The sequence below is a fragment of the Saccharothrix sp. DSM 118769 genome, from assembly GCF_052936295.1.
Genome location: NZ_CP193627.1, coordinates 1,471,687 through 1,493,632, shown reverse-complemented (window position 1 = coordinate 1,493,632; position 21,946 = coordinate 1,471,687). Strand labels below are relative to the sequence as shown.

17 protein-coding genes and 1 riboswitch are annotated in these 21,946 nt (G+C 75.1%); of the genes, 13 read left to right on the top strand and 4 right to left on the bottom strand.

All coding sequences use genetic code 11. The annotated features are described in order from the left end of the window. Positions 1 to 93 precede the first annotated feature (93 nt). Together ACRAKJ_RS07180 and ACRAKJ_RS07175 are read left to right on the top strand one after the other, a co-directional pair. The gene (locus tag ACRAKJ_RS07180) at positions 94 to 2,106 is read left to right on the top strand and encodes a substrate-binding domain-containing protein (protein WP_438920664.1); all 2,013 of its coding nucleotides are present in this window, start codon (positions 94 to 96) and stop codon (positions 2,104 to 2,106) included. Between the two features lies 1 nt (position 2,107). Beyond that, positions 2,108 to 3,331 (top strand): extracellular solute-binding protein, encoded by a 1,224-nt coding sequence (locus ACRAKJ_RS07175; RefSeq protein ID WP_438920665.1) that lies wholly within the window; start codon positions 2,108 to 2,110, stop codon positions 3,329 to 3,331. On the opposite strand, the gene pnuC is transcribed toward ACRAKJ_RS07175, so the two are convergent. Together pnuC and ACRAKJ_RS07165 are read right to left on the bottom strand one after the other, a co-directional pair. After that, on the bottom strand, positions 3,328 to 3,957 hold the full coding sequence (gene pnuC / locus ACRAKJ_RS07170) for a nicotinamide riboside transporter PnuC (RefSeq protein ID WP_438920666.1): 630 nt from the start codon (positions 3,955 to 3,957) through the stop codon (positions 3,328 to 3,330). The two genes, ACRAKJ_RS07175 and pnuC, sit on opposite strands and share 4 nt — an antisense overlap. Before the next feature lie 58 nt (positions 3,958 to 4,015). Next, a riboswitch (FMN riboswitch) is annotated at positions 4,016 to 4,139 on the bottom strand. Between the two features lie 294 nt (positions 4,140 to 4,433). Beyond that, positions 4,434 to 5,978: an alpha/beta fold hydrolase gene (locus tag ACRAKJ_RS07165; RefSeq protein ID WP_438920667.1), complete on the bottom strand. Its 1,545-nt coding sequence runs from the start codon at positions 5,976 to 5,978 to the stop codon at positions 4,434 to 4,436. A 118-nt stretch (positions 5,979 to 6,096) separates the two neighbouring features. Between ACRAKJ_RS07165 and ACRAKJ_RS07160 the strand changes: the two genes are divergently transcribed. The 6 genes from ACRAKJ_RS07160 to ACRAKJ_RS07135 all read left to right on the top strand — a co-directional run bounded on the left by ACRAKJ_RS07160 (position 6,097) and on the right by ACRAKJ_RS07135 (position 12,377). After that, the gene (locus ACRAKJ_RS07160) at positions 6,097 to 7,272 is read left to right on the top strand and encodes a helix-turn-helix domain-containing protein (RefSeq protein ID WP_438920668.1); all 1,176 of its coding nucleotides are present in this window, start codon (positions 6,097 to 6,099) and stop codon (positions 7,270 to 7,272) included. Between the two features lie 170 nt (positions 7,273 to 7,442). Then, entirely contained in the window at positions 7,443 to 8,405 is a 963-nt protein-coding gene (locus ACRAKJ_RS07155; RefSeq protein ID WP_438920669.1) for an acyltransferase domain-containing protein, read from the top strand. Then, complete coding sequence (locus ACRAKJ_RS07150) at positions 8,402 to 9,379, top strand: beta-ketoacyl-ACP synthase 3 (protein WP_438920670.1); 978 nt, start codon at positions 8,402 to 8,404, stop codon at positions 9,377 to 9,379. Before ACRAKJ_RS07155 ends, ACRAKJ_RS07150 begins: the two co-directional genes overlap by 4 nt. 61 nt (positions 9,380 to 9,440) lie before the next feature. Continuing rightward, positions 9,441 to 9,680 (top strand): acyl carrier protein, encoded by a 240-nt coding sequence (locus ACRAKJ_RS07145; protein WP_438920671.1) that lies wholly within the window; start codon positions 9,441 to 9,443, stop codon positions 9,678 to 9,680. Then, positions 9,677 to 10,912, top strand: a complete 1,236-nt coding sequence (locus tag ACRAKJ_RS07140) for a beta-ketoacyl-ACP synthase II (protein WP_438920672.1) — start codon at positions 9,677 to 9,679, stop codon at positions 10,910 to 10,912. Before ACRAKJ_RS07145 ends, ACRAKJ_RS07140 begins: the two co-directional genes overlap by 4 nt. A 37-nt stretch (positions 10,913 to 10,949) precedes the next feature. Further along, complete coding sequence (locus tag ACRAKJ_RS07135; RefSeq protein ID WP_438920673.1) at positions 10,950 to 12,377, top strand: carboxyl transferase domain-containing protein; 1,428 nt, start codon at positions 10,950 to 10,952, stop codon at positions 12,375 to 12,377. Positions 12,378 to 12,473: 96 nt separating this feature from the next. Here the strand turns inward: ACRAKJ_RS07135 and ACRAKJ_RS07130 are convergent, their stop codons facing one another. Next, a complete protein-coding gene (locus tag ACRAKJ_RS07130; protein ID WP_438920674.1) occupies positions 12,474 to 13,052 on the bottom strand; it encodes a hypothetical protein in 579 nt (192 codons plus the stop codon). 511 nt (positions 13,053 to 13,563) lie between these two features. Between ACRAKJ_RS07130 and lanKC the strand changes: the two genes are divergently transcribed. The 4 genes from lanKC (at position 13,564) to ACRAKJ_RS07110 (ending at position 19,720) form a co-directional block, all read left to right on the top strand. After that, entirely contained in the window at positions 13,564 to 16,098 is a 2,535-nt protein-coding gene (lanKC, locus tag ACRAKJ_RS07125) for a class III lanthionine synthetase LanKC (protein WP_438920675.1), read from the top strand. A 42-nt stretch (positions 16,099 to 16,140) separates the two neighbouring features. Then, positions 16,141 to 16,299 (top strand): SapB/AmfS family lanthipeptide, encoded by a 159-nt coding sequence (locus ACRAKJ_RS07120; RefSeq protein ID WP_438920676.1) that lies wholly within the window; start codon positions 16,141 to 16,143, stop codon positions 16,297 to 16,299. 134 nt (positions 16,300 to 16,433) lie between these two features. Then, on the top strand, positions 16,434 to 18,026 hold the full coding sequence (locus ACRAKJ_RS07115) for an ATP-binding cassette domain-containing protein (RefSeq protein ID WP_438920677.1): 1,593 nt from the start codon (positions 16,434 to 16,436) through the stop codon (positions 18,024 to 18,026). Beyond that, positions 18,023 to 19,720 (top strand): ATP-binding cassette domain-containing protein, encoded by a 1,698-nt coding sequence (locus tag ACRAKJ_RS07110; RefSeq protein WP_438920678.1) that lies wholly within the window; start codon positions 18,023 to 18,025, stop codon positions 19,718 to 19,720. Before ACRAKJ_RS07115 ends, ACRAKJ_RS07110 begins: the two co-directional genes overlap by 4 nt. Before the next feature lie 118 nt (positions 19,721 to 19,838). Here ACRAKJ_RS07110 and ACRAKJ_RS07105 read toward each other — a convergent pair whose 3' ends face one another. Further along, complete coding sequence (locus ACRAKJ_RS07105) at positions 19,839 to 20,342, bottom strand: DUF3145 domain-containing protein (protein WP_438920679.1); 504 nt, start codon at positions 20,340 to 20,342, stop codon at positions 19,839 to 19,841. A 353-nt stretch (positions 20,343 to 20,695) separates the two neighbouring features. On the opposite strand from ACRAKJ_RS07105, the gene ACRAKJ_RS07100 reads away from it, so the two are divergent. Then, a complete protein-coding gene (locus ACRAKJ_RS07100) occupies positions 20,696 to 21,943 on the top strand; it encodes a hypothetical protein (protein WP_438920680.1) in 1,248 nt (415 codons plus the stop codon). The last annotated feature ends 3 nt before the right edge of the window (positions 21,944 to 21,946 follow it).

Here is a 21,946-nt window from a genome sequence, read left to right as displayed (position 1 = left end):
GCGGCCGACCAGCGGACCACCGCGAACCTCCCGCGATCGGTGTGACCAACCCCATAGACTGCGCGGGTTCGCCGGCATCCGACGAGGGGGCTGATGGGGACGCCGCAGCACGCCCTGCACCGCACCGTGCTGGCCGTCGACGTGTCCTCCTTCGGGCGGCGCGCGTCCAACGGCCAGGGCGAGACCAGGCGCGGCCTCTACGCCGCGCTCGTCGGCGCCTTCGACGCGTGCGGCCTGGACTTCGCGGCGACGCACCACGAGGACCGCGGCGACGGCGTGCTGGTGCTGATCCCGCCGGACGTGGCCAAGAGCCGCCTGGTGCGGCTGCTCCCCGAGGCGCTGGCGGGCGAGCTGCGCCGGCACAACGCGACGCACCACGAGGACGCCTCGATCCGGCTGCGCGTGGCGATCACCGCGGGCGAGGTGCGGCACGACGAGCACGGCGTGGTCGGCGGCGACGTGAACCTGGCGTTCCGGCTGCTGGACGCCGAGCCGCTGCGCCGGGCCCTGGAGCGCACCGACGACGTGCTGGCCCTGATCCTGTCGCGCCGCTTCCACGAGGACGTGGTGCGCGACGACCCGGCGGTGCCGGCCGGGTCGTTCCGGCGGGTCGAGGTCCGGGTGAAGGAGGTCCGCGACCACGCCTGGCTGCGGGTCACCGGGCCGGTGGCCGCGCCGGTCGCCGCACCGGGGTCCCGCCACCGCTCCCGGCACCGCCGCAGGCGGCCGACCCCGCGCCGGGCCGCCGCGGGGCTGGTCGCGGTGCTGCTGGGGATCGCCGTCACGGACGCGTCCGCGGCGGCGCCGCCGGTCGTGCCGCCGTGCCCGGCGCCGGTGCAGCTGGTCGTGCTGACCTCGCGGGACAAGGAACCGGCGGTCACGAACACCGCGGTGGAGTTCGAGGAGCAGTCGCGCGGGTTCACCGAGCGCGGCTGCAAGGGCGCGAGCGTGCAGGTCACGACCGGTTCGTCGGCGCACGGCGCGGCGGCGGCGCTGGCCGGCGGCTGGGAGGGCGGGCAGGACCTCACCGAGCAGGGCGCGCAGCCCCACGTGTGGCTGCCGGACGCGTCGTTCGAGGTCGACCGGGTGCTGGCCGCGCTGGAACGCTCCCCGGACGTGCGCGTCCGACTGGACCGGCGGCCCCCGATCGCCCGCTCGCCCGTGGTGGTCGGCGCCTCCCCCGAGCTGGCCGAGCGGATCGGCGAGGGCGACCGGGACGTGCGGTGGTCCGCCGTCGACCGGGTCGCCGCGCCGGACGCGTCGGAGGGCGCGGGCGTGGCGGCGGTCGCGGCGCTGGTGCACGGGCGGCTGGGCGGCGTCCCCCCCACCGCGCCCGGTGCGGCGCTGGCGCTGCGCGGGCTGGTCCGGCGCGGCGCGGCGGGCACGCCGCCGTGCACGGGGGACGTGGTCCTGGTCGCGCCGGAGCAGGAGGTGGCGGGCACCCGCGGCTGCCGGCTGCTCTACCCGGGCGGCGGGCTGGTGGTGCTCGACCACCCGTTCGTCGCGGTGAGGTGGGCGGCGCTGCCCGAGAACCCCCGCAGGCAGCGCGTGGTGGACCTGTTCGAGGCCCACCTGCGCGACGACGGGGCGCAGGCCGCGTTCCGGCGCGAGGGGTTCCGCGACGCGAACGGCGCGCCGGGGCTGGTGGGCGAACCGCGGCCCGGACCGCCCCCGGACGTGGTCGAGGTGGGCGACGGCGAGGCTTTGCGGCGGGCGTGGGCGGCCGCGGTGGCGCCGGTGGCGGTGGCGGTGGTCTCGGACGGCTCGCCGGACGCGGTGGCGTTCGCGGCCTCGCTGGAGGGCCTGCTCGGCCCGGGGGACCGCCTGGACGCGGTCGCGCCGGGGCCGGGCTCCCTGGAGGAGGCGGTGCGGCGGGAGGCGGGCGCGGTGGTGCTGTTGGCGGCCTCCCCGGCGCCGCGGCAGGCACCGGGGACCAGCGCGCCGGTCCGGGTCGTCGCGGTCGGGTTCGGCGACGGGGCCTGCGACGTCTCCACGGCGCTCTACGCCGCCGCGAAGGCCCACGACGGGGACTGCGCCGAGGTGGACGCCTCGGCGGACCCCCAGAGCGCCCTGGAGACCGTCGCACGGGGGATTTGGGGGGTGTGACGTGATCAGGTCGCTCGTGGCCCTGGTGCTGCTCCTGACGGCCTGCACGGGCCCTTCCGGCGAGCCGCGGGGCGGCCGGGGCGCGATCACGTTCGTCGACGGCCTGGACACCTCGGCCGGCGAGCAGGTCACCGGGCTGGTGGCGGCGTGGAACGCCGCCCACCCGCTGGAGCCGGTGACGTTCAAGGAGATGGCGCAGTCCACCGACGTGCACCGGGCCCAGCTGATGGCGCGGTCCCAGGACCTCGCGGGCGTGCGCGACCCGCGCTACGACGCCCAGTGCTACGACGTGATGAACCTGGACTCGGTGTGGACCGCGGCGTTCGGCGGGTCCGGCTACCTCGAACCGCTGCCCGCCGACGAGTTCGGCGCGGACGGGATGCTGGAGCAGGCGCTGGTGAGCGCGCGGGGCGACGGGGACCGGCTGTGGGCGGTGCCGTGGCGGGTGGACGCCGGGCTCCTGTACTACCGGAAGGACGTGCTGGACCGGGAGGGCGAGGAGCCGCCGCGCACGTGGGCCGAGCTGGAGCGGTTGGCGTCGGAGCTGGGGCCGAAGCACGGCCTGGCGGGCTACGTGGGCCAGTTCGCCGAGTACGAGGGCGTGACGGTCAACGCGCTGGAGGCCGTCTGGGCGCACGGGGGCGACCCGCTGCGGCCCGACGGGCCCGGCGCGAAGCAGGGCGTCGACGTCCTGGCGCGCGGGTTCGCGGAGGGCTGGATACCGCGCGAGGCCCTGGACTACCGGGAGGAGGCGAGCCGCGTCGCGTTCCAGTCCGGCCGGGCGCTGTTCATGCGCAACTGGCCCTACGTGCGGCCCCGGCTGGACGACGGCCGGGACTCGGCGGTGGTCGGCAAGTGGGAGGTCACGCGACTGCCGGGGCCCAGCGCGCTGGGTGGCTGGAACCTGGCGGTGTCGCGCTGCTCGGCGAACCAGGCGACCGCGCGGGCGTTCATCCGGTTCCTCACCGGCACGCCCACCCAGCGCATGCTCTACCGCGCCGCCGGGTGGGCGCCCAGCCTGGAGGCGCTGTACCGGGAGGAGGACACGGGCCTGGTCGCCGAGGCGGTGCGGGACGCGAGGAGCCGCCCCACCTCGGCGCGCTACGACGAGCTGACCAGCGTGATGCGCCAGCGGTTCCGGCTCGCGCTCCAGAACCCCACCGCCGTGGACAGCCTCCTCGACGGGCTCGCCGAGGAGGTCCGCGGGGTGCAGGAGGGCCGTTAGGCGGTCTTCACGGCCCGCGCCGCGGTCTGCTTGGCGGCGCGGTTCCAGTCGAGCCAGCCGCGGACCACCAGGACGGCGAAGATCGTGTAGACGAAGGCGCTGAAGTACAGGCCCGAGCCCAGTTGCAGCGGCACGCCGATCGCGTCCACCACGAGCCAGACCAGCCAGAACTCGACCATGCCGAGGCCCTGGAGGGTGAAGGCCAGCACCGTGCCGACGAAGATCGCGGCGTCCGGCCACGGCGCCCAGCTGGCGTCCAGGGCGTCGAGGACCAGCGCGAACGCGGTCGTGCCGACGACGAACGCGACGCCCACGGCGACCCGCTCGCGGACGGTGCCCCTGCGGACGACGACGCCGAACACGGGGTCGCGCCGGCGGGTCCACGCCCACCAGCCGTAGAGGGTGATCAGCGCGATGACGACCTGCCGCGCGGCCGTGCCGCCGAGCTGGGCGGACAGGTAGACCACGAACAGCAGGGAGACCGACACCAGCTGCACGGGCCAGGTCCAGATCGTGCGGCGCTGCGCCAGGTAGACCACGACCAGCGCGAACACCTGCCCGGTGAACTCGGCCCAGGAGACCTTCTGGCCGAACACAGTGAAGCCGTGCTCCAACAAGACGTGCACCGCGTCCTCCATCCCCGACAGGCCGGTCCGGGGCGACGGCGCGCGGGCACGCCGACGGCACGCGCGCCTACCATCCGGACTTTCACCGTCGGCCCCGGAATCCCACCGGGTCAACCGCCCTGGTGGGCGGGTCGCGGGCTGTCACCGCCGGTTCGGACTTCCACCGAGCCCCGGAGCGCATGTCTTCTCACCCGCGTGAACACCGCCGGGGGCGTGCCTGTTCCCCCGGCGGGGAAAACCACACGGTCGGACGCGTCACGTGACCGGGAGTGCCGGGACCGGCCTCCGGTCGTCCGTTCCGGGAACGCGTCCGGTCACGTTCACCCGGCAACCTGAAGTGGTGGCACGAAAGAGTGACTGACGTGGCGTTTTCCGCCGGAACGGTCCAGAGTGGAGTCACCGGTGGGGACCGGGGAGAGGGAAACCCCCGGCGCGAGGTTCTCGCGCCGGGGGTTTTCGCGTGGGGCCTCGTCCGATCAGCGGCGGGCGGGGCCCAGCGCGAGCGCGTCGAGGTAGTCCTGGGCGTGCTGCGGCGCCACGGCGGCGGCCGGGTCCGGTCGCGGGGCACCCGGGCAGGTGGAGCTGCTGGCCGGCAGCACGCCGTCGAGCAGGTAGCGGTCGACGACCCGGTTCACGCAGGCGTTGCCGGTGCCGTAGATGCCGTGCCGGCCCTCGTCGACGACGGTGACGAGGTTGTGCCGCAGGGCCTCGGCCATCGCCGGGCCGCTCTCGTACTGGGTCTGCGTGTCGCCCTCGGCCTGCACGACCACGCCCACCGGGTAGCCGTCGCGGTGGAGGCGCACCGGCCGCTCGGGCGGGGTGAAGCTGCGGAACGTGCAGTTCATCGGTGCCGCGCGCACCACGCCGAAGCCGTACGGGTAGCGGTCGCGGAAGACGCGCATGTCCTCGTAGTAGGTCTCCAGGTCGGTCGGCCAGTCGGCCTCGCAGAGCACCGTGGTGAACACGCCGGACACGAGGTCGTCCTCGGCGCTGCGGGTCATCGGCTCGATGGCCGCGGCCGGCTCGCCCGCCTTGAGCCGCGCGACCGAGTCGGCCATGTCCGCCCACAGTGGACGGTAGCGGGTGCCGACGCCGACCGCGGCGTCGAAGTGGGTGCGCGCCTGCACGCCCGCCGGGGTGGCGGCGAGGGACTCGGCCACGCCCTCCAGGCCGACGAGCACCTGCTCCGCGGTCGTGCCGAGCCCGAAGCGGTCGTGGTGCCCGGCCACCCAGCCCGCCCACGCCTCGACGTTGCGCCGCAGGGCGACCGCCTGGGCGCGGAACTGCTCGCGCCAGATCCACTCCGGGTGCACGGCCGAGTCGAGCACGCTGCGGTCGAGCCGGTCCGGGAACAGCGTGCCGTAGACCGCGCCCAGGTAGGTGCCGTACGAGTACCCGAGGTAGTTGATCTTCTCCTCGCCCAGCACGGCCCGGATGACGTCCACGTCCCGGGCCGTGTTCGGGGTGTTGACGAACGGCCGGATGCCGCCCGCGGCCTCGCGGCAGGCGTCCTCGGCGGCACGCGCCTCGGCGGCCCACTTGGGGAACTCGCCGTCCCCCGGGCGGCTGTCGACCGAGGCGATCGACGGGACGGTGCGGCAGTTCAGCGCGGTCGAGCCGCCCACGCCGCGCGGGTCGAAGCCGATGATGTCGTAGGCGCGCGCCAGCTCGGTCCTGAGCAGGTAGGCGGGCATGGCCAGGCCGGAGCCGCCCGGTCCGCCGGGGTTGACCACGAGCACGCCGCGCCGCCGCGCGGGCTCCGTCGCCCGGCTGCGGCTGACCACCAGCGAGATGCGCTCCCCGCGCGGGTTGCGGTAGTCGAGCGGCAGCACGACCTCGGCGCACTCCAGCACCTGCTCGCACGGCGACCACGTCGGCCGCTGCGCGTGGAACTCGGCGAGCGGGTCGGGGGCCGCCGCGCCCGGCGGCTCCGGTGTCCCCGACGGTGTCCCGAACGACGGCACCACGGTCGTCGCCAGGACCGCGGCGACCACCACTCCGACTGACACGTACCTGCGCACGGGAACACCCCTTTCGCTCACCGGTCCGGTTGCCACCGAACGTAGGACCGCCGGCGTGCGCCGTCAGGGCGAGTCACTCCTTCGTGGGCGGTCCCGGCCGGCGTGCGATCGTGGGCGCATGAGCAGTCCCACCGCGCTGTCGCGGGCCACGTTGCGAACCCTGCGCCGGGCGTCGGGCGACCTGGCCGCGGCGAGCGTGGCCGAGATGGAGGAGCGCCTGCCGTGGTTCCGGCGGATGCCCGCCGACCAGCGCGCGGGCGTGCTGCTGCTGATCCAGAACGGCGTGGCCGGGTTCGTGTCGTGGCTGGACGACCCGCAGCAGGCGATCAGGCTGACCGCCGAGGCGTTCCGGGCCGCGCCGAAGGACATCTCGCGGTGGGTGAGCCTGCGGCAGACCGTGGAGCTGGTGCGGATCGCGCTGGAGCTGTTCGAGCGGCAGCTCCCGCAGCTCGCCGGGAACGACGCCGAGCGCGCCCTGCTCAGCGAGGGCGTGCTGCGCTACGGGCGGGAGATCGCGTTCTCCGCGGCCACCTCGTACGCGGCGGCGGCCGAGGCGCGCGGCGCGTGGGACGCCCGGTTGGAGGCGCTGGTCGTGGACGGCATCGTCCGCGGCGACGCCGAGGAGTCGCTGCTCTCCCGGGCCACCGCGCTGGGCTGGGACCCGGCGGCGGAGGCGACCGTGCTGGTGGGCAACCCGCCGTCGGACGACCCGCCCGCGGTGGTCTTCGAGGTGCGCAGCCGGGCCGCGCGGATCGGCCGGCCGGTGCTGCTGAGCGTGCAGGGCTCGCGGCTGGTGGTGGTGCTGGGCGGGGAGACCGAGCGGGCCGACGCGCTGGCCCGCGTGTCCGAGGCGTTCGGCCCTGGGCCGGTGGTGGCGGGGCCGACGGTGACGAGCCTGGCCGACTCGCACCGCAGCGCGAGCGACGCGCTGTCCGGGCTGCGGGCGGTGGTGGGCTGGCCCGCGGCGCCCCGCCCGGTGCGGTCGCTCGACCTGCTGCCGGAGCGGGCGCTGGCGGGCGACCCGGAGGCCGAGTGGCAGCTGGTGGACCGGGTGGCGCGGCCCCTGGAGGAGGCGAGCGGCGCGCTGCTGGAGACCGTGGACACCTTCCTGGAGGTGGGCGGCGTGCTGGAGGCGTGCGCGCGGAAGCTGTTCGTGCACCCGAACACGGTGCGTTACCGGCTGCGGCGCGCGACCGAGCTCACGGGGCGCAACGCCAACGACCCCCGTGACGCGCTGGTGCTGCGCATCGCCCTGTCCGTGGGGCGCCTGGCCCGCGCTCGCGGGTTGTGGTGACCCCCGACCGGGTGTGATCGGAAACGCACATCCCATTTGGGGTGGTATGCGTCTTCATATACAACACGCGACGTCGTTGGACGGTCATCTCCGAGTCACATTTGTAGGAACCCCACAACGCTGGGTCCCGGGTTTCGTCCGTGGCGGCATGCCCCCGAACGGCCCGCAGAGTGTTCAGTGAGCGGGTGATCGCGCTCCTCGCCCCCGGACAGGGGTCCCAGACACCCGGCATGCTCACCCCGTGGCTCGACCTCGACGGGGCACGTGAGCGCGTCGCGGCGTGGTCCGCGGCGACCGGCCTGGACCTGGAGCGCCTGGGCACCACCGCCGACGCGGAGGAGATCAAGGACACCGCGATCACCCAGCCGCTCGTCGTGGCGCTGGCGCTGCTGGCCCACGAGGAGCTGCGCCGACGCGTCGAGCTGCCCGCCGACACCGTCGTCGCGGGCCACTCCGTCGGCGAGCTGGCCGCCGCCGCCGTCGCGGGCGTGCTGAGCGCCGACGACGCGGTCGCGCTGGCCGCCGTGCGCGGCGCCGAGATGGCCGCCGCCTGCGCGCGGACCCCCACCGGCATGGTCGCGGTGCTCGGCGGCGAGGAGGACGAGGTGCTGGCCCGCCTGGACGAGCTGGGCCTCGTCGGCGCGAACCGCAACGGCGCGGGCCAGGTCGTCGCCGCGGGCCCGCTCGACGCCCTCGACGCCCTGGTGGCGGAACCGCCCGGTCGGGCGAAGGTCCGCCGGCTCCAGGTGGCGGGCGCGTTCCACACGCGGTACATGGCGTCCGCCGAGGAGGCGCTGCGCGCCGAGGCCGCCGGCATCACCGCCACCGACCCGGTGCTGCCGCTGCTGTCCAACGCCGACGGGGCCGTGCTGACCGACGGCGCCGAGGTGCTGGGCCGACTGATCTCCCAGGTGACCCGCCCGGTGCGGTGGGACGCCTGCCAGGCAACCCTGGCCGGTCGCGGCGTGACCGCGGTGGTGGAACTGCCGCCCGCGGGCGCGTTGACCGGCCTGGCCAAGCGCGAACTGAAGGGCACCCCGACGTTGGGCCTCAAGACCCCCGCACAGCTCGACCAGGTCGTGGAACTGCTGACCCCCTCGGGTGCGTCGGCCGGAGCGGGTGCGTCGCGGTGACCACCTTCTCCCTCCCCACCGGCCCGGTCGGCACCCGCATCACCGGCCTGGGCAGCTACCAGCCGGACACCGTGGTCAGCAACCACGACCTCGCGCAGCGCATGGACACCTCCGACGAGTGGATCCGCGACCGCGTCGGCATCGCCAACCGCCGGGTGGCCAAGCCCGACGAGAAGCTGACCGACATGGCGGTCGAGGCGGGCGCCAAGGCCGTCGCGGACGCCGGGCTCGCCCCGTCCGACATCGGCGCGGTCATCGTGGCCACCTGCACCATGCCGTCCCAGATCCCGAACGCGGCGGCGCAGGTCGCCGACCGGATCGGCGTGAAGGCCGCGCCCGCGTTCGACCTGAACGCCGCGTGCGCCGGCTTCTGCTACGCGCTGGGCACCGCCTCGGACCTGGTCCGGGCGGGCACCGCGCGGAACGTGCTGGTCATCGGCGCGGAGAAGCTCACCGACTGGGTGGACCCGAACGACCGGTCCACCGCGATCATCTTCGCCGACGGCGCGGGCGCGGCGGTCGTCGGCCCGTCCGACGAGCCGGGCATCGGCCCGGTGACGTGGGGCAGCGCGGGCGACCTGGCGGACATGATCCAGGTGGCCGACCGCGACTCGTCCATCTTCCAGGAGGGCCAGTCGGTCTTCCGCTGGGCGACCACGCAGATCGCCCCGATCGCGCTGAGGGCGATCGAGGTGGCGGGCCTGGAGCCGTCGGACGTCGACGTCTTCGTGCCGCACCAGGCGAACCTGCGGATCGTCGAGGCCATCGCGAAGCGGTTGCGCGCCAAGGGTGCGCGCGAGGACCTCGTGATCGCCCGTGACATCGTGGACTCCGGCAACACCTCGTCGGCGTCGATCCCGCTCGCGCTGGACCACATGCGCGCGGCGGGTGAGGTGCGCAGCGGTGACGTGGCGCTGCTCGTCGGCTTCGGGGCCGGCCTGTCCTACGCCGGTCAGGTCGTCCGGCTGCCGTGACCGCTAACCAGAACTCCGGTGGGCAAACCAGCCGGGCCGAGCACGAAAGAAGGGTTTTTCAGTGAGCAACGTGGACATCCAGAAGGGGCTCGCCGAGATCGTCGAGGAGGTCGCCGGTGTCGAGGCGGCCGACGTGACGGCTGACAAGTCCTTTGTGGACGACCTGGACATCGACTCGCTGTCCATGGTGGAGATCGCCGTGCAGGCCGAGGACAAGTTCGGCGTGAAGATCCCGGACGACGAGCTGGCCAACCTCAAGACCGTGGGCGATGCGGTCAACTACATCGCCAGCAACGCATGAGTGGTAGCAACGACGTCGTCGTCACCGGGCTGGGTGCCACCACCCCGCTCGGTGGCGACGTCGCCTCCACCTGGGACGCTCTCCTGGCCGGGCGCAGCGGCGTCCGCACGCTGACGGCCGGCTTCGTGGAGCGCTTCGACCTGCCCGTCAAGATCGGCGCGCCGCTCGCGGTCGAGCCGACCGAGGTGCTGCCCCGCGTCGAGGCCCGCAGGCTGGACCGCTGCGAGCAGGTGGCCGTGGTGGCCGCCCGCCAGGCGTGGGCCGACGCGGGGATCGCCGAGGGCGACGTCGACCTGGAACGGCTGGGCGTCGTGATCGGCACCGGCATCGGCGGCGCGATGACGCTGCTGGACCAGGACGACCTCATCGAGCAGTCCGGCCTGCGCAAGGTCTCGCCGCTGACCGTGCCCATGCTCATGCCCAACGGCCCGGCCGCGCACGTGGGCCTGGACCTGAAGGCCCGCGCGGGCGTGCACGCGCCGGTGTCGGCCTGCGCGTCCGGCGCCGAGGCGCTGGCCTGGGCGTGGCGGATGCTGAAGTCCGGCGAGGCGGACGTGGTCGTGGCCGGTGGCGCCGAGGCGTGCATCACCACGATCACCATGGCGGGCTTCATCCAGGCCCGGACCATGAGCACCCGCAACGACGACCCGACGGCCGCGTCGCGACCGTTCGACGTCAACCGGGACGGGTTCGTGCTCGGCGAGGGCGCGGGCATCCTGGTGCTGGAGCGCGAGGACTTCGCCCGGGCCCGCGGCGCGCGGGTCTACGGCAAGCTCGCGGGCGTCGGCACCAGCTCCGACGGCCACCACATCACGGCGGCCGACCCGGAGGGCATCGGCCAGTCGCGCGCCATCGCGGCGGCGATCCGCACGGCGGGCGTCGACAAGGCGGACGTGGGCCACGTGAACTGCCACGCGACGTCCACCCCGGTGGGCGACGTGATCGAGCCGCTGGCCGTGCGCCGGGCGATCGGCGACCACCCGGTGCTGACCGCGCCGAAGGGCCACCACGGGCACCTGCTGGGCGCCTCGGGCGCGGTGGAGGCGATCACCACGCTGCTGTCGGTCCGCGACGGCATCGTGCCGCCGACGCTGAACCTCCAGGACCAGGACCCGCGGGTCGAGCTGGAGGTCGTCACCGGCGAGCCGCGCAAGGTGGACCTCGTCGCGGCGGTCAACAACTCGTTCGGCTTCGGCGGGCACAACGTCTCGCTCGTCTTCACCCAAGCCTGAGCCGGCCCACCAGAGCTGATCCACGAGGAGCACCACGATGACTGCCCTTGCGTCCCGACCGGCGAACCCGGAGGCGGACGGTGAACCCGACCCGCGCGACCCGGAGGTCAGGCTCGCGCAACTGCTGGACCCCGGTTCCATCGCCCCGTTGAGGCCCCGCGACGGCAGCGGCATGTTCGCCGTGCGCGGCCGGGTCAACGGCGCGAAGGTCGTGGCCTACTGCAGCGACGCCACCCGGATGGGCGGCGCGCTGGGGTCCGAGGGGTGCAGGCACATCGTGGAGGCGATCGACACCGCGGTGCGCGAGCGCACCCCGGTGATCGGCGTGTGGCACTCGGGTGGCGCCCGGCTGCCGGAGGGCGTGGAGTCGCTCGACGGCATGGGCCAGATGTTCGCCGCGATGATCCGCGCGTCCGGCCGGGTGCCGCAGATCTCCGTGGTGGTCGGCCCGGCGGCCGGCGGCGGCGCCTACGGGCCCGCGCTGACCGACGTGGTGATCATGGCCCCGGCCGGCAAGGTCTTCGTGACCGGCCCGGACGTGGTGCGCTCGGTGACCGGCGAGCAGATCGACATGGACGGCCTGGGCGGCGCGGAGGCGCACGGCCGCAAGTCGGGCGTGGTGCACGTCATCGCCTCCGACGAGCCGGACGCCTACGCCCGTGCCCGCCGGATCACCGGCCTGTTCGCCCAGCCGGGCGTGTTCGACCTGCACTCGGTGCCGGACGGGGACGACCTGCGGGCGCTGCTGCCGGAGCAGCCGCAGCGGGCCTACGACGTGAAGCCGCTGGTCAACGCGATCCTCGACGAGGGCTCGTTCGAGGAGTTGCAGGCCAAGTGGGCGCCGAACGTCGTGGTCGGCCTCGGCCGGCTCGGCGGGCGCACGGTCGGCGTGATCGCGAACAACCCGATCCGCAAGGGCGGCTGCCTGGACTCGCTGTCGGCGGAGAAGGCGGCGCGGTTCGTGCGGATGTGCGACGCGTTCGGCGTGCCGCTGCTGGTGCTGGTGGACGTGCCGGGCTACCTGCCGGGCGTCGGCCAGGAGTGGGACGGCGTGGTGCGGCGCGGCGCGAAGCTGCTGCACGCGTTCGGCGAGGCCGTGGTGCCGCGGGTGACCCTGGTGACCCGCAAGTCGTACGGCGGCGCGTACATCGCGATGAACTCGCGCTCGCTGGGCGCGACGGCGGTGTTCGCGTGGCCGATCGCCGAGGTGGCCGTGATGGGCGCCAAGGCCGCGGTCGGCATCCTGCACCGCAAGAAGCTCGCGGCGGTGCCGGACGAGGAGCGCGAGGCGCTGCACGCGAAGCTCGTCGAGGAGCACGAGCGCATCGCGGGCGGCGTGGACCGGGCCATCGCGATCGGCGTGGTGGACGAGGTCGTGGAGCCCACGAAGACCCGGCGCAAGCTGGCGCAGGCCCTGGCGGCGGCGCCCGCCGGCCGGGGCGCGCACGGCAACATCCCGCTCTAGGGAGCCCGCGCGCGGGGAACACAGGTGTCGATGGGGTCGCTCACGTCGGGGGGCGACCCCATCGCCGTGCCCGGGGCCGGGCGGGCCGGACGGGGGTCAGCACGCCTCGTACTGGGACGAGGAGCCCTCGGTGCCCAGGTCGACGCGCCACGCGCCGCCCTCCCGCGCCAGCGGGTACACCACGCGCCACTTGATGCAGTCCGCCGGGAGGTCGAGGGGCGCGCTGGTGACGTCCTGGGTGCTGGTGAACGCCATCATCACGCGCAGCCTGGCCGGGCCGCCCGACTCGATGCGGTGCACGAGGATCGAGCCGTCGGCGGAGGTCTCGTAGTCCGCCGTCCAGCGCGGGCGGAGCGTCGCGCCGACCCGCCGGGCGGTGACGGTCCTCGTCCACTGCTCGTAGTCGTGGTTGTTGATCGAGTCGAAGAACCGCTGGAGCACCTCGCGGACGTGCTCGCCCTCGGGGTGCTGGTAGGCGTCCACGCTGAGCTGGACGGTGCCGCTGCCGGGCTGGGCGCTGCGCGGGACCGGCCCGGAGCTCCCGGTGCCGGGCGCGGCGACCTGGTCGGCCGGCACGACCTCGGGCCGCTGGTACACCTCGCGCGCCGCCGCGCCGACGCCGGCGGTCGCGGCGGCGACCACGAGTACCAGGGGGAGCAGCAGGCGCCAGGACACGTCCCGAGCCTGCCACACCGCGCCGACGGTTCCCGGCGTCACCCGGACGTCGCAGCGCGAACCCCCCGTTCTGCGGTTTGGGACGCGACGGTGCGGATCTCCGTCCGAGTCCGATGGACATTTCCCGCAGCACGCGCACCCCATCGGCGGATCAAGCCCGGGAATTGCGCGGACGTCCCCCGTTGGGAGCATTCCGCAAAGATCGGTGACGATCACCGCGATTCAGTCGGGACCACCTCGAAACGCCTGGTAGGACGCCGGGCGGACATTTGAACGCGAGCGTGCCGTTTAGCGACGGCACCACCGCGCCGACTCACCCGGCCAGAGCTAAACATGGCGTCCGGGTGTTCCTGGACACCCTATGGACACCCGCAGTTCATCTGCGCCCGAAGTGACCTTCACGAACGGACGCACGACCTCCCCGATCTGGTGGATTGGCACTCTGGTGACAAGCGTGCGGGAATATGCCGGTCGAAGAAACCTTCACGAAACGTCCGGGAGGCGAATTCCGGTGGATCTCCGCTACGAGGCTTACTGCTTCGCGGACCGTCTGTTCTACGACGTGCAAAGCCACGCGGAAACCGCCGACGACGATTTCTCACGGGCGCTCCCCGAGCTGCCCCCGGGCTGGTCGCAGGGCGACCGCAACATCTGGCGCCACCTGCACCCGGACGGCGTGGAGCTGCCCGAACAGGGCTGGAAGATCCACGTCTCGGCGACCGTGGTGAACGCGGGCGAAGTGCTGCTGAAGTCCTTCGGGTACCTGACCGCGCGGCGCATCCCGTTCAAATACCTGCGCACGCGGTCGATCGTGCTGGCGCGCAACTCGAAGTACGCCCCGCGCGAGGGCAGCGGCAAGCTCATCACGATCTACCCGGCCGACGACGACCAGTTGGGGATCGTCCTCGCCGAGTTGTCGGAAATCCTGGCCGGGCAGCCCGGCGCGTACATCCTCAGCGACCTGCGCTACGGCTCGGGCCCCCTGTTCGTCCGCTACGGCGGGTTCGTCGAGCAGTGGCTGGAGCGGGACGGCAAGCGCGTGCTGGCCATCAAGGGCCCGGACGGGGCGCTCGTGCCCGACCAGCGCAAGCCGACGTTCTGGACGCCGGAGTGGGTGGCCCTCCCGGCGTGCCTGGAGGAGCACCTGGCCGCGCGCCGCGCCGGCGACGCCGACTCGTTCCCGTACCGGGTCACCTCCTCGCTGCACTTCTCCAACGGCGGCGGCGTGTACGAGGCGGAGCGCAAGTCCGACGGCCGGCCGGTCGTGCTCAAGGAGGCCCGGCCGCACGCCGGCCTGGACCGGGAGAACGTGGACGCGGTGGCCAGGCTGCGCCGCGAGCACGAGGTCCTCACCCGCGTCGCGGGCATCCCGGGCGTGCCGGAGGTGCACGAGCACTTCACGGCGTGGGAGCACGAGTTCGTCGCGATGGGCAAGGTGCCCGGGGTGCCGCTGGGCCAGTGGCTCGGCCACAACTACCCGCTCACCCACCACGAGGTGACCGACGAGGCGATCACCGCGTACACCGCGCGGGCGCTGCGGGTCGTCGCCGAGGTCGAGCGCATCGTGGAGCAGGTGCACGGGCGCGGTGTGGTGTTCTGCGACCTGCACCCGCTCAACGTGCTCGTGGACGACGACGACTCGGTGTCGCTCATCGACTTCGAGCTCGCGTTCGGCGTGGAAACCGGTGGTCGGCCGACGCTCGGCGCGCCCGGCTTCCAGGCCCCGCCGGACCGCACCGGGTTCGAGATCGACGAGCACGCGCTGGCCGCGCTGCGGCTGTACGTGTTCCTGCCGCTCAACGCCGTGGTCGAGCTGTCGCCGGTGAAGCTGGCCTCGCACGTGGAGTTCGCCAGGCGGCGGTTCGGCCTGCCCGACGAGTACTGCGCGAAGATCCTCGACGGGCTCGCGCCGCGGGTGGGCGCCCCCGCCGGGCCCGCGTCGACCGCGCTGGACGTGCCCGAGCCGGACTGGCCCGTGGTGCGCAAGATGATCGCCGCGGCCGTCCTCGCCTCGGCCACGCCGGAGCGCCGCGACCGGCTGTTCCCCGGCGACGTGGAGCAGTTCGAGGTCGGCGGCACCGGGTTCGCCTACGGCGCGGCGGGCGTGCTGCACGCCCTCGACGTCACCGGCGAGGGCCGGTTCCCCGAGCACGAGCGCTGGCTGCTGGACGCGGTGCGCCGCGAGCCGCCGAAGGAGCCCGGTTTCCTCACCGGCGCGCACGGCGTCGCGCACGTGCTGGAGAACCTCGGCCACCACGACCTGGCGGGCGAGCTGGTCCGCTCCTACGCGCAGGTGCTGCCCGACACCGAGGACCACGGCTACAGCGCCGGCCTCTCCGGCATCGGCCTCAACCTGCTGCACTTCGCGACCACCCGCGACGACGACTCGTTCGCCGCGCAGGCCCTGGAGCTGGGCGAACGGCTGGACGCGGCGCTCGCCTCCGCCGAGCCGCCCGGCCCGAAGGCCCGCGCCGGGTTGGAGCACGGGTGGTCCGGCCCGGCGCTGCTCTTCCTGCGGCTGCACCAGCGCACCGGCGACGACCGCTGGCTCGACGCGGGCGTGCGGGCGCTGGAACGGGACCTGGCCGAGACGATGACCGCGCTGGACGGCTCCACCCAGGTCCGCGACGGCAACTTCCGCACCCTGCCCTACGTGGGCGTGGGCAGCGCCGGCATCGCGCTGGTGCTCAACGAGTTCCGCCTCGCCGCGCCGGGCCTGCCCGTCGTCGAGCGGCTGCCCGAGCTGGTCGCGGGCACGACCGGCGAGTTCGTGATCCACCCGGCGCTGATGCTGGGCCGGGCGGGCCTGCTGGCCACGCTCGCCCACGCGGGCGGCTCGCGGACCGCCCTGGACCGGCACCTGGCCGCGCTGGCGTGGCACGCCGTGCCCTACGAGGAGGGCCTGGCGTTCCCCGGCATCCAGCTGCGCCGGTTGTCGATGGACCTCGCCACCGGCGGCGCGGGCGTCCTGCTGGCGCTCGGCTCCGCACTGGACGGCACCCCCGTGCTGCCGTTCCTCACAGCCCCGGCCCTCGCGGGTCGGTAGCACCACCCCTGTCCCCGAACTCCCGAGAGCAAGGAGCAAGTCATGGACTTCATCCTCGACATGCAGGACCTCGAGACCCCCGAGGCCCAGTCCAACGCGATGGCCAGCGGCGGCAGCAGCGGCGGCGGCTCGACCACGGCGTCCAACGCCTCGCTGCTGCTCCCGTGCAGCCACTCCACCGTGAGCCTGATCCTCTGCTGATCACGCCACCACGTGGTGCCCGGTGAGCGGCGCAGGCGAAGTGCGCCGCTCACCGGACTTCTCCTCCGCGGGGGTCCGACGGTTCGCGCCGTCGGGCCCCCGCACACATGATGCGCCCTCCCAAGGAGACCCGGATGCTGCTGTCCTCGGTCGTGCGCCGCGACCCGCGCTGGCTGCTGCTGGCGCTCAACGCGCTGCTGGCCACCGCGGCGGGGCTGCTGCTGCCGACCGCGCTGGCCGCCGCGGTGGACGCGGCGCTGGCCGGGCGGCTCGACGGCGGCACGGTGCTGCGGCTGGCCGGCCTGGCGGGCGTGGAGCTCGTGGGCGACGCGATCGGCGTGGTGCTGGCGGCCTCGATCACCGCGCGCGGCGCGGCGTGGCTGCGGGCCAGGCTGACCGGGCACCTGCTGGCGATCGGGCACCCCGCGCGGTTCGAGGCGGGCGACGCGGTGAGCCGGGTGACCGGCGACTGCGCCATCGCGGGCGGCGTCCCGGTGCTCGCGGTGAACCTGGGCATCTCGGTGTTCACGGCGGTCGGCGCGGTCGTCGCGCTGGCGCTGCTGGACTGGCGGCTGGCCGCGGTGTTCCTGCTGAGCGTGCCGCTGGCGGCGCTGCTGGTGCGCTCGCACCTGCGGCTGACCGCCGAGGACGTGGCGACCTACCAGGAGGTGTCCGGCGAGCTGTCCGCGCGGCTCGTGGACGCGGTGGGCGGGCTGCGCACGATCGCCGCCTCCGGTCGCGCCGACCAGGAGGCCGAGCGGGTGCTGCGGCCCCTGCCGAGGCTGGCGGGCGCCGGCGTCGGCATGTGGCGCACCCAGGCGCGGATGATCTGGCGGGCCGGGCTGCTGCTGCCCGCCGTGGAGCTGGCCGTGCTGACCGCCGCCGGGTTCGGCGTGGTCGCGGGCCGGTTGAGCGTCGGCGACGTGCTGGCCGCGCTCGGGTACGTGGCGCTGGGGATGACGGTGGTCGGGCAGACCGCCCTGCTGACCGCCCTGCAACGGGCGCGGGCGTCCGCGGCGCGCCTGGAGGAGGTGCTCGACACGCCCGTCCCGGCCGCCGGGCCGCCGGGCTCGGCGCCGCCCGGCGAGGTGTCGCTGCGCGGGGTCTGCGTGCCGGGCGCGCTGCACGACGTGGACCTGACCGTGCCGGCGGGCGCGTTCGTCGCCGTGGTGGGCCGGTCGGGCGCGGGCAAGTCGGCGCTGGCCGCGGTGGTCGGCGGGCTGGCCGCGCCGTCCTCGGGCGAGGTGCGGCGCGGCGGGTCGGTCGGCTACGCCTTCGAGCGGCCCGCGCTGGTCGGCGCGACGGTCGCCGACGCGGTCCGCTACGGCACGGACCTCGACGACGGCGCGGTGGAGGCCGCGTGCCGCGCCGCCCAGGTGCACGACGTGGTGGTGCGGCTGCCCGCCGGCTACGCGACGCCGGTGCCGGACGCGCCGATGTCCGGCGGCGAGGCGCAGCGGCTGGGCCTGGCCCGCGCGTTCGTCCGCGACCCGGCGGTGCTGGTGCTGGACGACGCGACGGCGAGCCTGGACGTGGTGACGGAGAACGCCGTGGAGACGGCGGTGGAGACGGCGCTGCCGGGGCGGACGCGGTTCGTGGTGACGCACCGGGCGTCGACCGCGCGGCGGGCCGACCTGGTGGTGTGGCTGGACGGCGGTCGGGTGCGCGCGACGGGCGCCCACCGGGACCTGTGGGACGACGACGAGTACCGGGCGGTGTTCGGATGACCTACCTGCGGGCGTTGCGCGAGCAGCGGCGCGGCATCGCGGTGCTGCTCGGCTGGTCGGTGCTGGAGGGCGTGCCGGCGCTGCTGGGCGGGCGGCTCGTCGGGCTCGCCGTGGACCGCGGGTTCGCGGCGGGGCGCCCGTGGGTGGGCGTCGGCTGGCTGCTGGCGTTCGCGGCGCTGGCGGTGCTCGGCGGGTTCGGGCTGCGGCAGGTGTTCACCCGGTTGGGCGCGGTGGTCGAGCCGCTGCGGGACGCGCTGGTGCGCCAGGTGGTGCGCGGCGTCCTGCACGGCGGCACGCACGCGCGGCAGCCGGACGCGAGCGCCGTCGCCCGGATCACCCGGCACGTCGAGGTGGTGCGCGACGCGACCGCGGGCGTGCTGGTGCAGGCCCGCGCGCTGCTGGTGACGACGACGGCGGCGCTGGTCGGGCTGGCCGCGACGGTGTCGTCCCTGGCCTGGCTCGTGGTGCTGCCGGTGGTGGCGGCGCTGGTGCTGTTCGGCCTGCTGCTGCCGTCCCTGGCGCGCCGCCAGCGGCGGCTGGTCATGGCCGACGAGACCGCCGCGACGGTGGCCGGCACGGTGTTCCTGGGCGTGCGGGACGTGGTGGCGGTCGACGGCGCGCGGCACGCGCTGGCCGACGTGGTGGAGCAGGTCGACCGGCAGGCGGCGGCGACCGTGCGGATGGCGTGGTCGACGGCGCTGCGCGGCGTGGTGATCGCGCTCGGCGGGTTCGCGCCGCTGGTGCTGCTGCTGGTCGTCGCGCCGGGCATGGTGCGCTCGGGCGAGCTGACGGCGGGCGGGGTGCTGGCCGCGGTCGTGTACCTGAGCACGAGCGTGCAGCCCGCGCTGCGGCGGTTGGCGGACACGACGAGCACGGTGGTGCTGCGGCTGGTGGTGGCGCTGCGGCGGCTGGCCGAGGCCGCCCCCCCGCCCCGGGTGGTGGGCGGTGACGCCGAACCCGCCGGGCACGCCGTGGAGCTGCGCGGCGTCACGTTCGGCTGGGGCGCCGGCGCCGAACCCGTAGTGCGCTCGCTGGACCTGGTGCTGCCGGAGGGGTCGCACCTCGCGGTGGTGGGGCCGAGCGGCATCGGCAAGTCGACGCTGGCGGGCCTGGTGACCGGCCTCGTCGAACAGCAGGGGGGCGAGGTCCTCTTCGGCGGCGCGCCCGTGCGGTCGGTGGTGGCGGAGGTGCGGCACCGGCGGATCGCCCTGGTGCCGCAGGAGACGTACCTGTTCACCGGCACGGTGCGGGAGAACCTCGCGCTGCTCGCGCCGGACGCGTCGGACGCCGCGCTGCTGGAGGCGGTGTCCGCGGTCGGCGCCGCCGACGTGCTGGCCCGGCTGGGCGGGCTGTCCGGCCAGGTCGGGCACGCGGGCGGCGGGCTGTCGGCCGGCGAGGCGCAGCTGCTGGCCGCCGCGCGGGTGCACGCGTCGGCGGCCGACGTGGTGATCCTGGACGAGGCGACGTCGTCGCTGGACCCGGCGGCGGAGGCCGTGGTGGAGCGGGCCTTCGCGGAGCGCGGCGGCACGCTGGTGGTGATCGCGCACCGGCTGTCGTCGGCGCTGCGGGCGGAGCGGGTGCTGGTGATGGACGGCGGCCCGCCGCTGCTGGGCGGCCACGACGAGCTGATGGCCTCCTCGCCGCTCTACCGGGACCTGATGGCGGCCTGGCAGCCCGCACCGGCGGCCGGCTAGCCGCCGTTCCGTCCACAGAGGACCGGAAGGCCGGGGGCGCGCTGCTCCGGACGGGTCCCGCCGGGGCGGGGACGACCGGCCTCGCGGCACCGGGCGAGCGGTGCCGCGAGCCGGCGGCTCACCCGACGCGGTGCAGCCAGGTGACCGGGGCGCCGTCCCCCGCGCGCCGGAAGGGCTCCAGCGCGTCGTCCCAGGCGGCGCCGAGGATCTCGTCCACGCCGTGCGCGAACGACTCGCCACCGCGGCTGCGCGCCGCCAGGGCGCGCAACTGGTCCTCGGACACGACGATGTCGCCGTTGGCGCTCGTGCGGGCGTGCCACAGGCCCAGCACGGGCACGAAGCAGTACCGCACGCCGTCCACGCCCGGACTCGGGTCCTCCGTCACCTCGAACCTGAGCATCGGCCACGCCCTGAGGGCGGACACGAGTCTGGCCCCGGTGCCGGCGTCGCCGGTCCAGTTGCATTCGGCGCGCAACTGCCCTGGTGCGGCGGGCTGCGCCGCCCACTTGAGGTCCGCTCGCTCACCGAGGGTGCCCGAGATAGCCCACTCGACGTGCGGACAGACCGCAGACGGCGACGAGTGGACGTAGACCACGCCACTGGTGCTGCCACGGGTGCTCACAGCTGACCTCCGCTACTCGACGAGGGACGTCTTCCCCTACGACCTCTCGAGAACAGTGGTGATCTCGTGAATTCCCGACCCGGCCATTCTGCCCGGTGCGGCGGCGGTCCGCCAGAAGAACCAGCCCGTTCCTCGTGCGGGCGGTGCGGATACAGGACTTTCGACCCTAAATCGCGGACACCGCGCCCCTTCCGGGGGCGTCGGGGGTCACCTTCCGAGATCGTCCCGACACGCCCGCGTGATCACCGGGCGCCCGGTGACGGCCGTCACGGACGGCCGACACCCGGTCCGCGCGCAGCCGGCCGGCCCCCTGCGGCGCTACCGTGTCCGCCCGTGTGGAACGGTGTGGTCTTGTGCGGCTGATCCGGCTCGGGAGCGAACCGTCCGCGGTCGGCGCGGACGTGCGCGCCGCCCTGAGCACGTGGGGCACGGGCGGCGCGGTCCTCGGCGGCGTCGCGCTGCTCGGCGTGCGCCCCCCGGACTGCCCGCGCGAGCTGGACGCCGTCGTCGTGCTGCCGCGCGGGGTGCTCGTGGTGGTCGGCGTCGACCTGCCCGACCCGGCGGTGCGCCTGGAGGCGCCGCTCAACGGCCCGTGGACGATCGACGGCTGGCAGCTGACCCGCACGGACGGCGTGCTCAGCCCGGCCGGCGAGGCCCTGGCCGCGACCACCGCCGTCGCCAAGCGCATCCAGGACATGCGCGGCGAGCCGCTGCCGGTGACCACCGTGGTGGCCGTCGGCCCGTACGTCGGCCACGTCGTGCAGCCGTCCGCGGACCTCAACCGGGGCGTGCGCGTGCTGCACCCCAAGCCCACCACCCTGCTGGCCGCCGCGCGCGAGCTGGCCACCAGCGACCGGCCCTGCTCGGCCGACCACGCGGCCAAGCTCCTCGCCGTGCTCGCGCCGACCGGCGTGCCGCCCGCGCGCCGCGACCTGGTCGCCGAGGGCTTCTCCGACGCCGCCGCCGACCTCGCCTCGGCGAGCACCATGCTGCTGCCGAGGATCGCGCCGGCCTCGCCGCGCCGCCGGTGGCTGCCCTACGCGGCCGCCGTCGTGGTCGTCGCGCTGCTGGTCGCGGGCCTCGTCGTCACGCTGTCGTCGGGCGACGCCGCCGAGCACAGCGGGCCCGCCGACCGGACGCCGCAGCCGACCACGGTCGTCGTCGACGGCCGCAGCTTCTCGCCGCGCGGCGCGGACCGCGCCGAGGACTGCGCCGCGCACGCGTTCGGCGACGTCCGGGCGTGGCTGGGCGGGCACGTGTGCATGCAGCTGCGGCGCGCCCAGTACGAGACCTCGGTGGACGGCCGCAAGGTCGGCGTCGCGCTCGCCGAGCTGAGCCTGCCCGACGCCTCGCGCGCGGTCGAGCTGCACGCGGTGGCCTCGGCGGCGGGCGCGGGCGGCGTCACCGCGCTGGTCAAGGAGGGCAGGGGGTGGCCGGGCGGTCCCGCGTCGTTCGACCGCTCCGCGATCCGCGCGGTGGCGAAGGGCGCGCAGGTGCGCATCGCCCAGGCGGTGTGGGTCGAGGGCGACTCGGACGCGGCGGACGCCGAGCTGGGCCGGCTCGCCGAGCAGGCGCTGCGGCTGCCCGCCGTCCAGCAGTAGGGG

Coding starts and splice junctions, on each gene's coding strand:
- ACRAKJ_RS07180 (WP_438920664.1), top strand. CDS start 94: ATGGGGACGCCGCAGCACGCCCTGCACCGCACCGTGCTGGCCGTCGAC.
- ACRAKJ_RS07160 (WP_438920668.1), top strand. CDS start 6,097: ATGAGCAGTCCCACCGCGCTGTCGCGGGCCACGTTGCGAACCCTGCGC.
- ACRAKJ_RS07140 (WP_438920672.1), top strand. CDS start 9,677: ATGAGTGGTAGCAACGACGTCGTCGTCACCGGGCTGGGTGCCACCACC.
- ACRAKJ_RS07135 (WP_438920673.1), top strand. CDS start 10,950: ATGACTGCCCTTGCGTCCCGACCGGCGAACCCGGAGGCGGACGGTGAA.
- ACRAKJ_RS07120 (WP_438920676.1), top strand. CDS start 16,141: ATGGACTTCATCCTCGACATGCAGGACCTCGAGACCCCCGAGGCCCAG.
- ACRAKJ_RS07115 (WP_438920677.1), top strand. CDS start 16,434: ATGCTGCTGTCCTCGGTCGTGCGCCGCGACCCGCGCTGGCTGCTGCTG.
- ACRAKJ_RS07110 (WP_438920678.1), top strand. CDS start 18,023: ATGACCTACCTGCGGGCGTTGCGCGAGCAGCGGCGCGGCATCGCGGTG.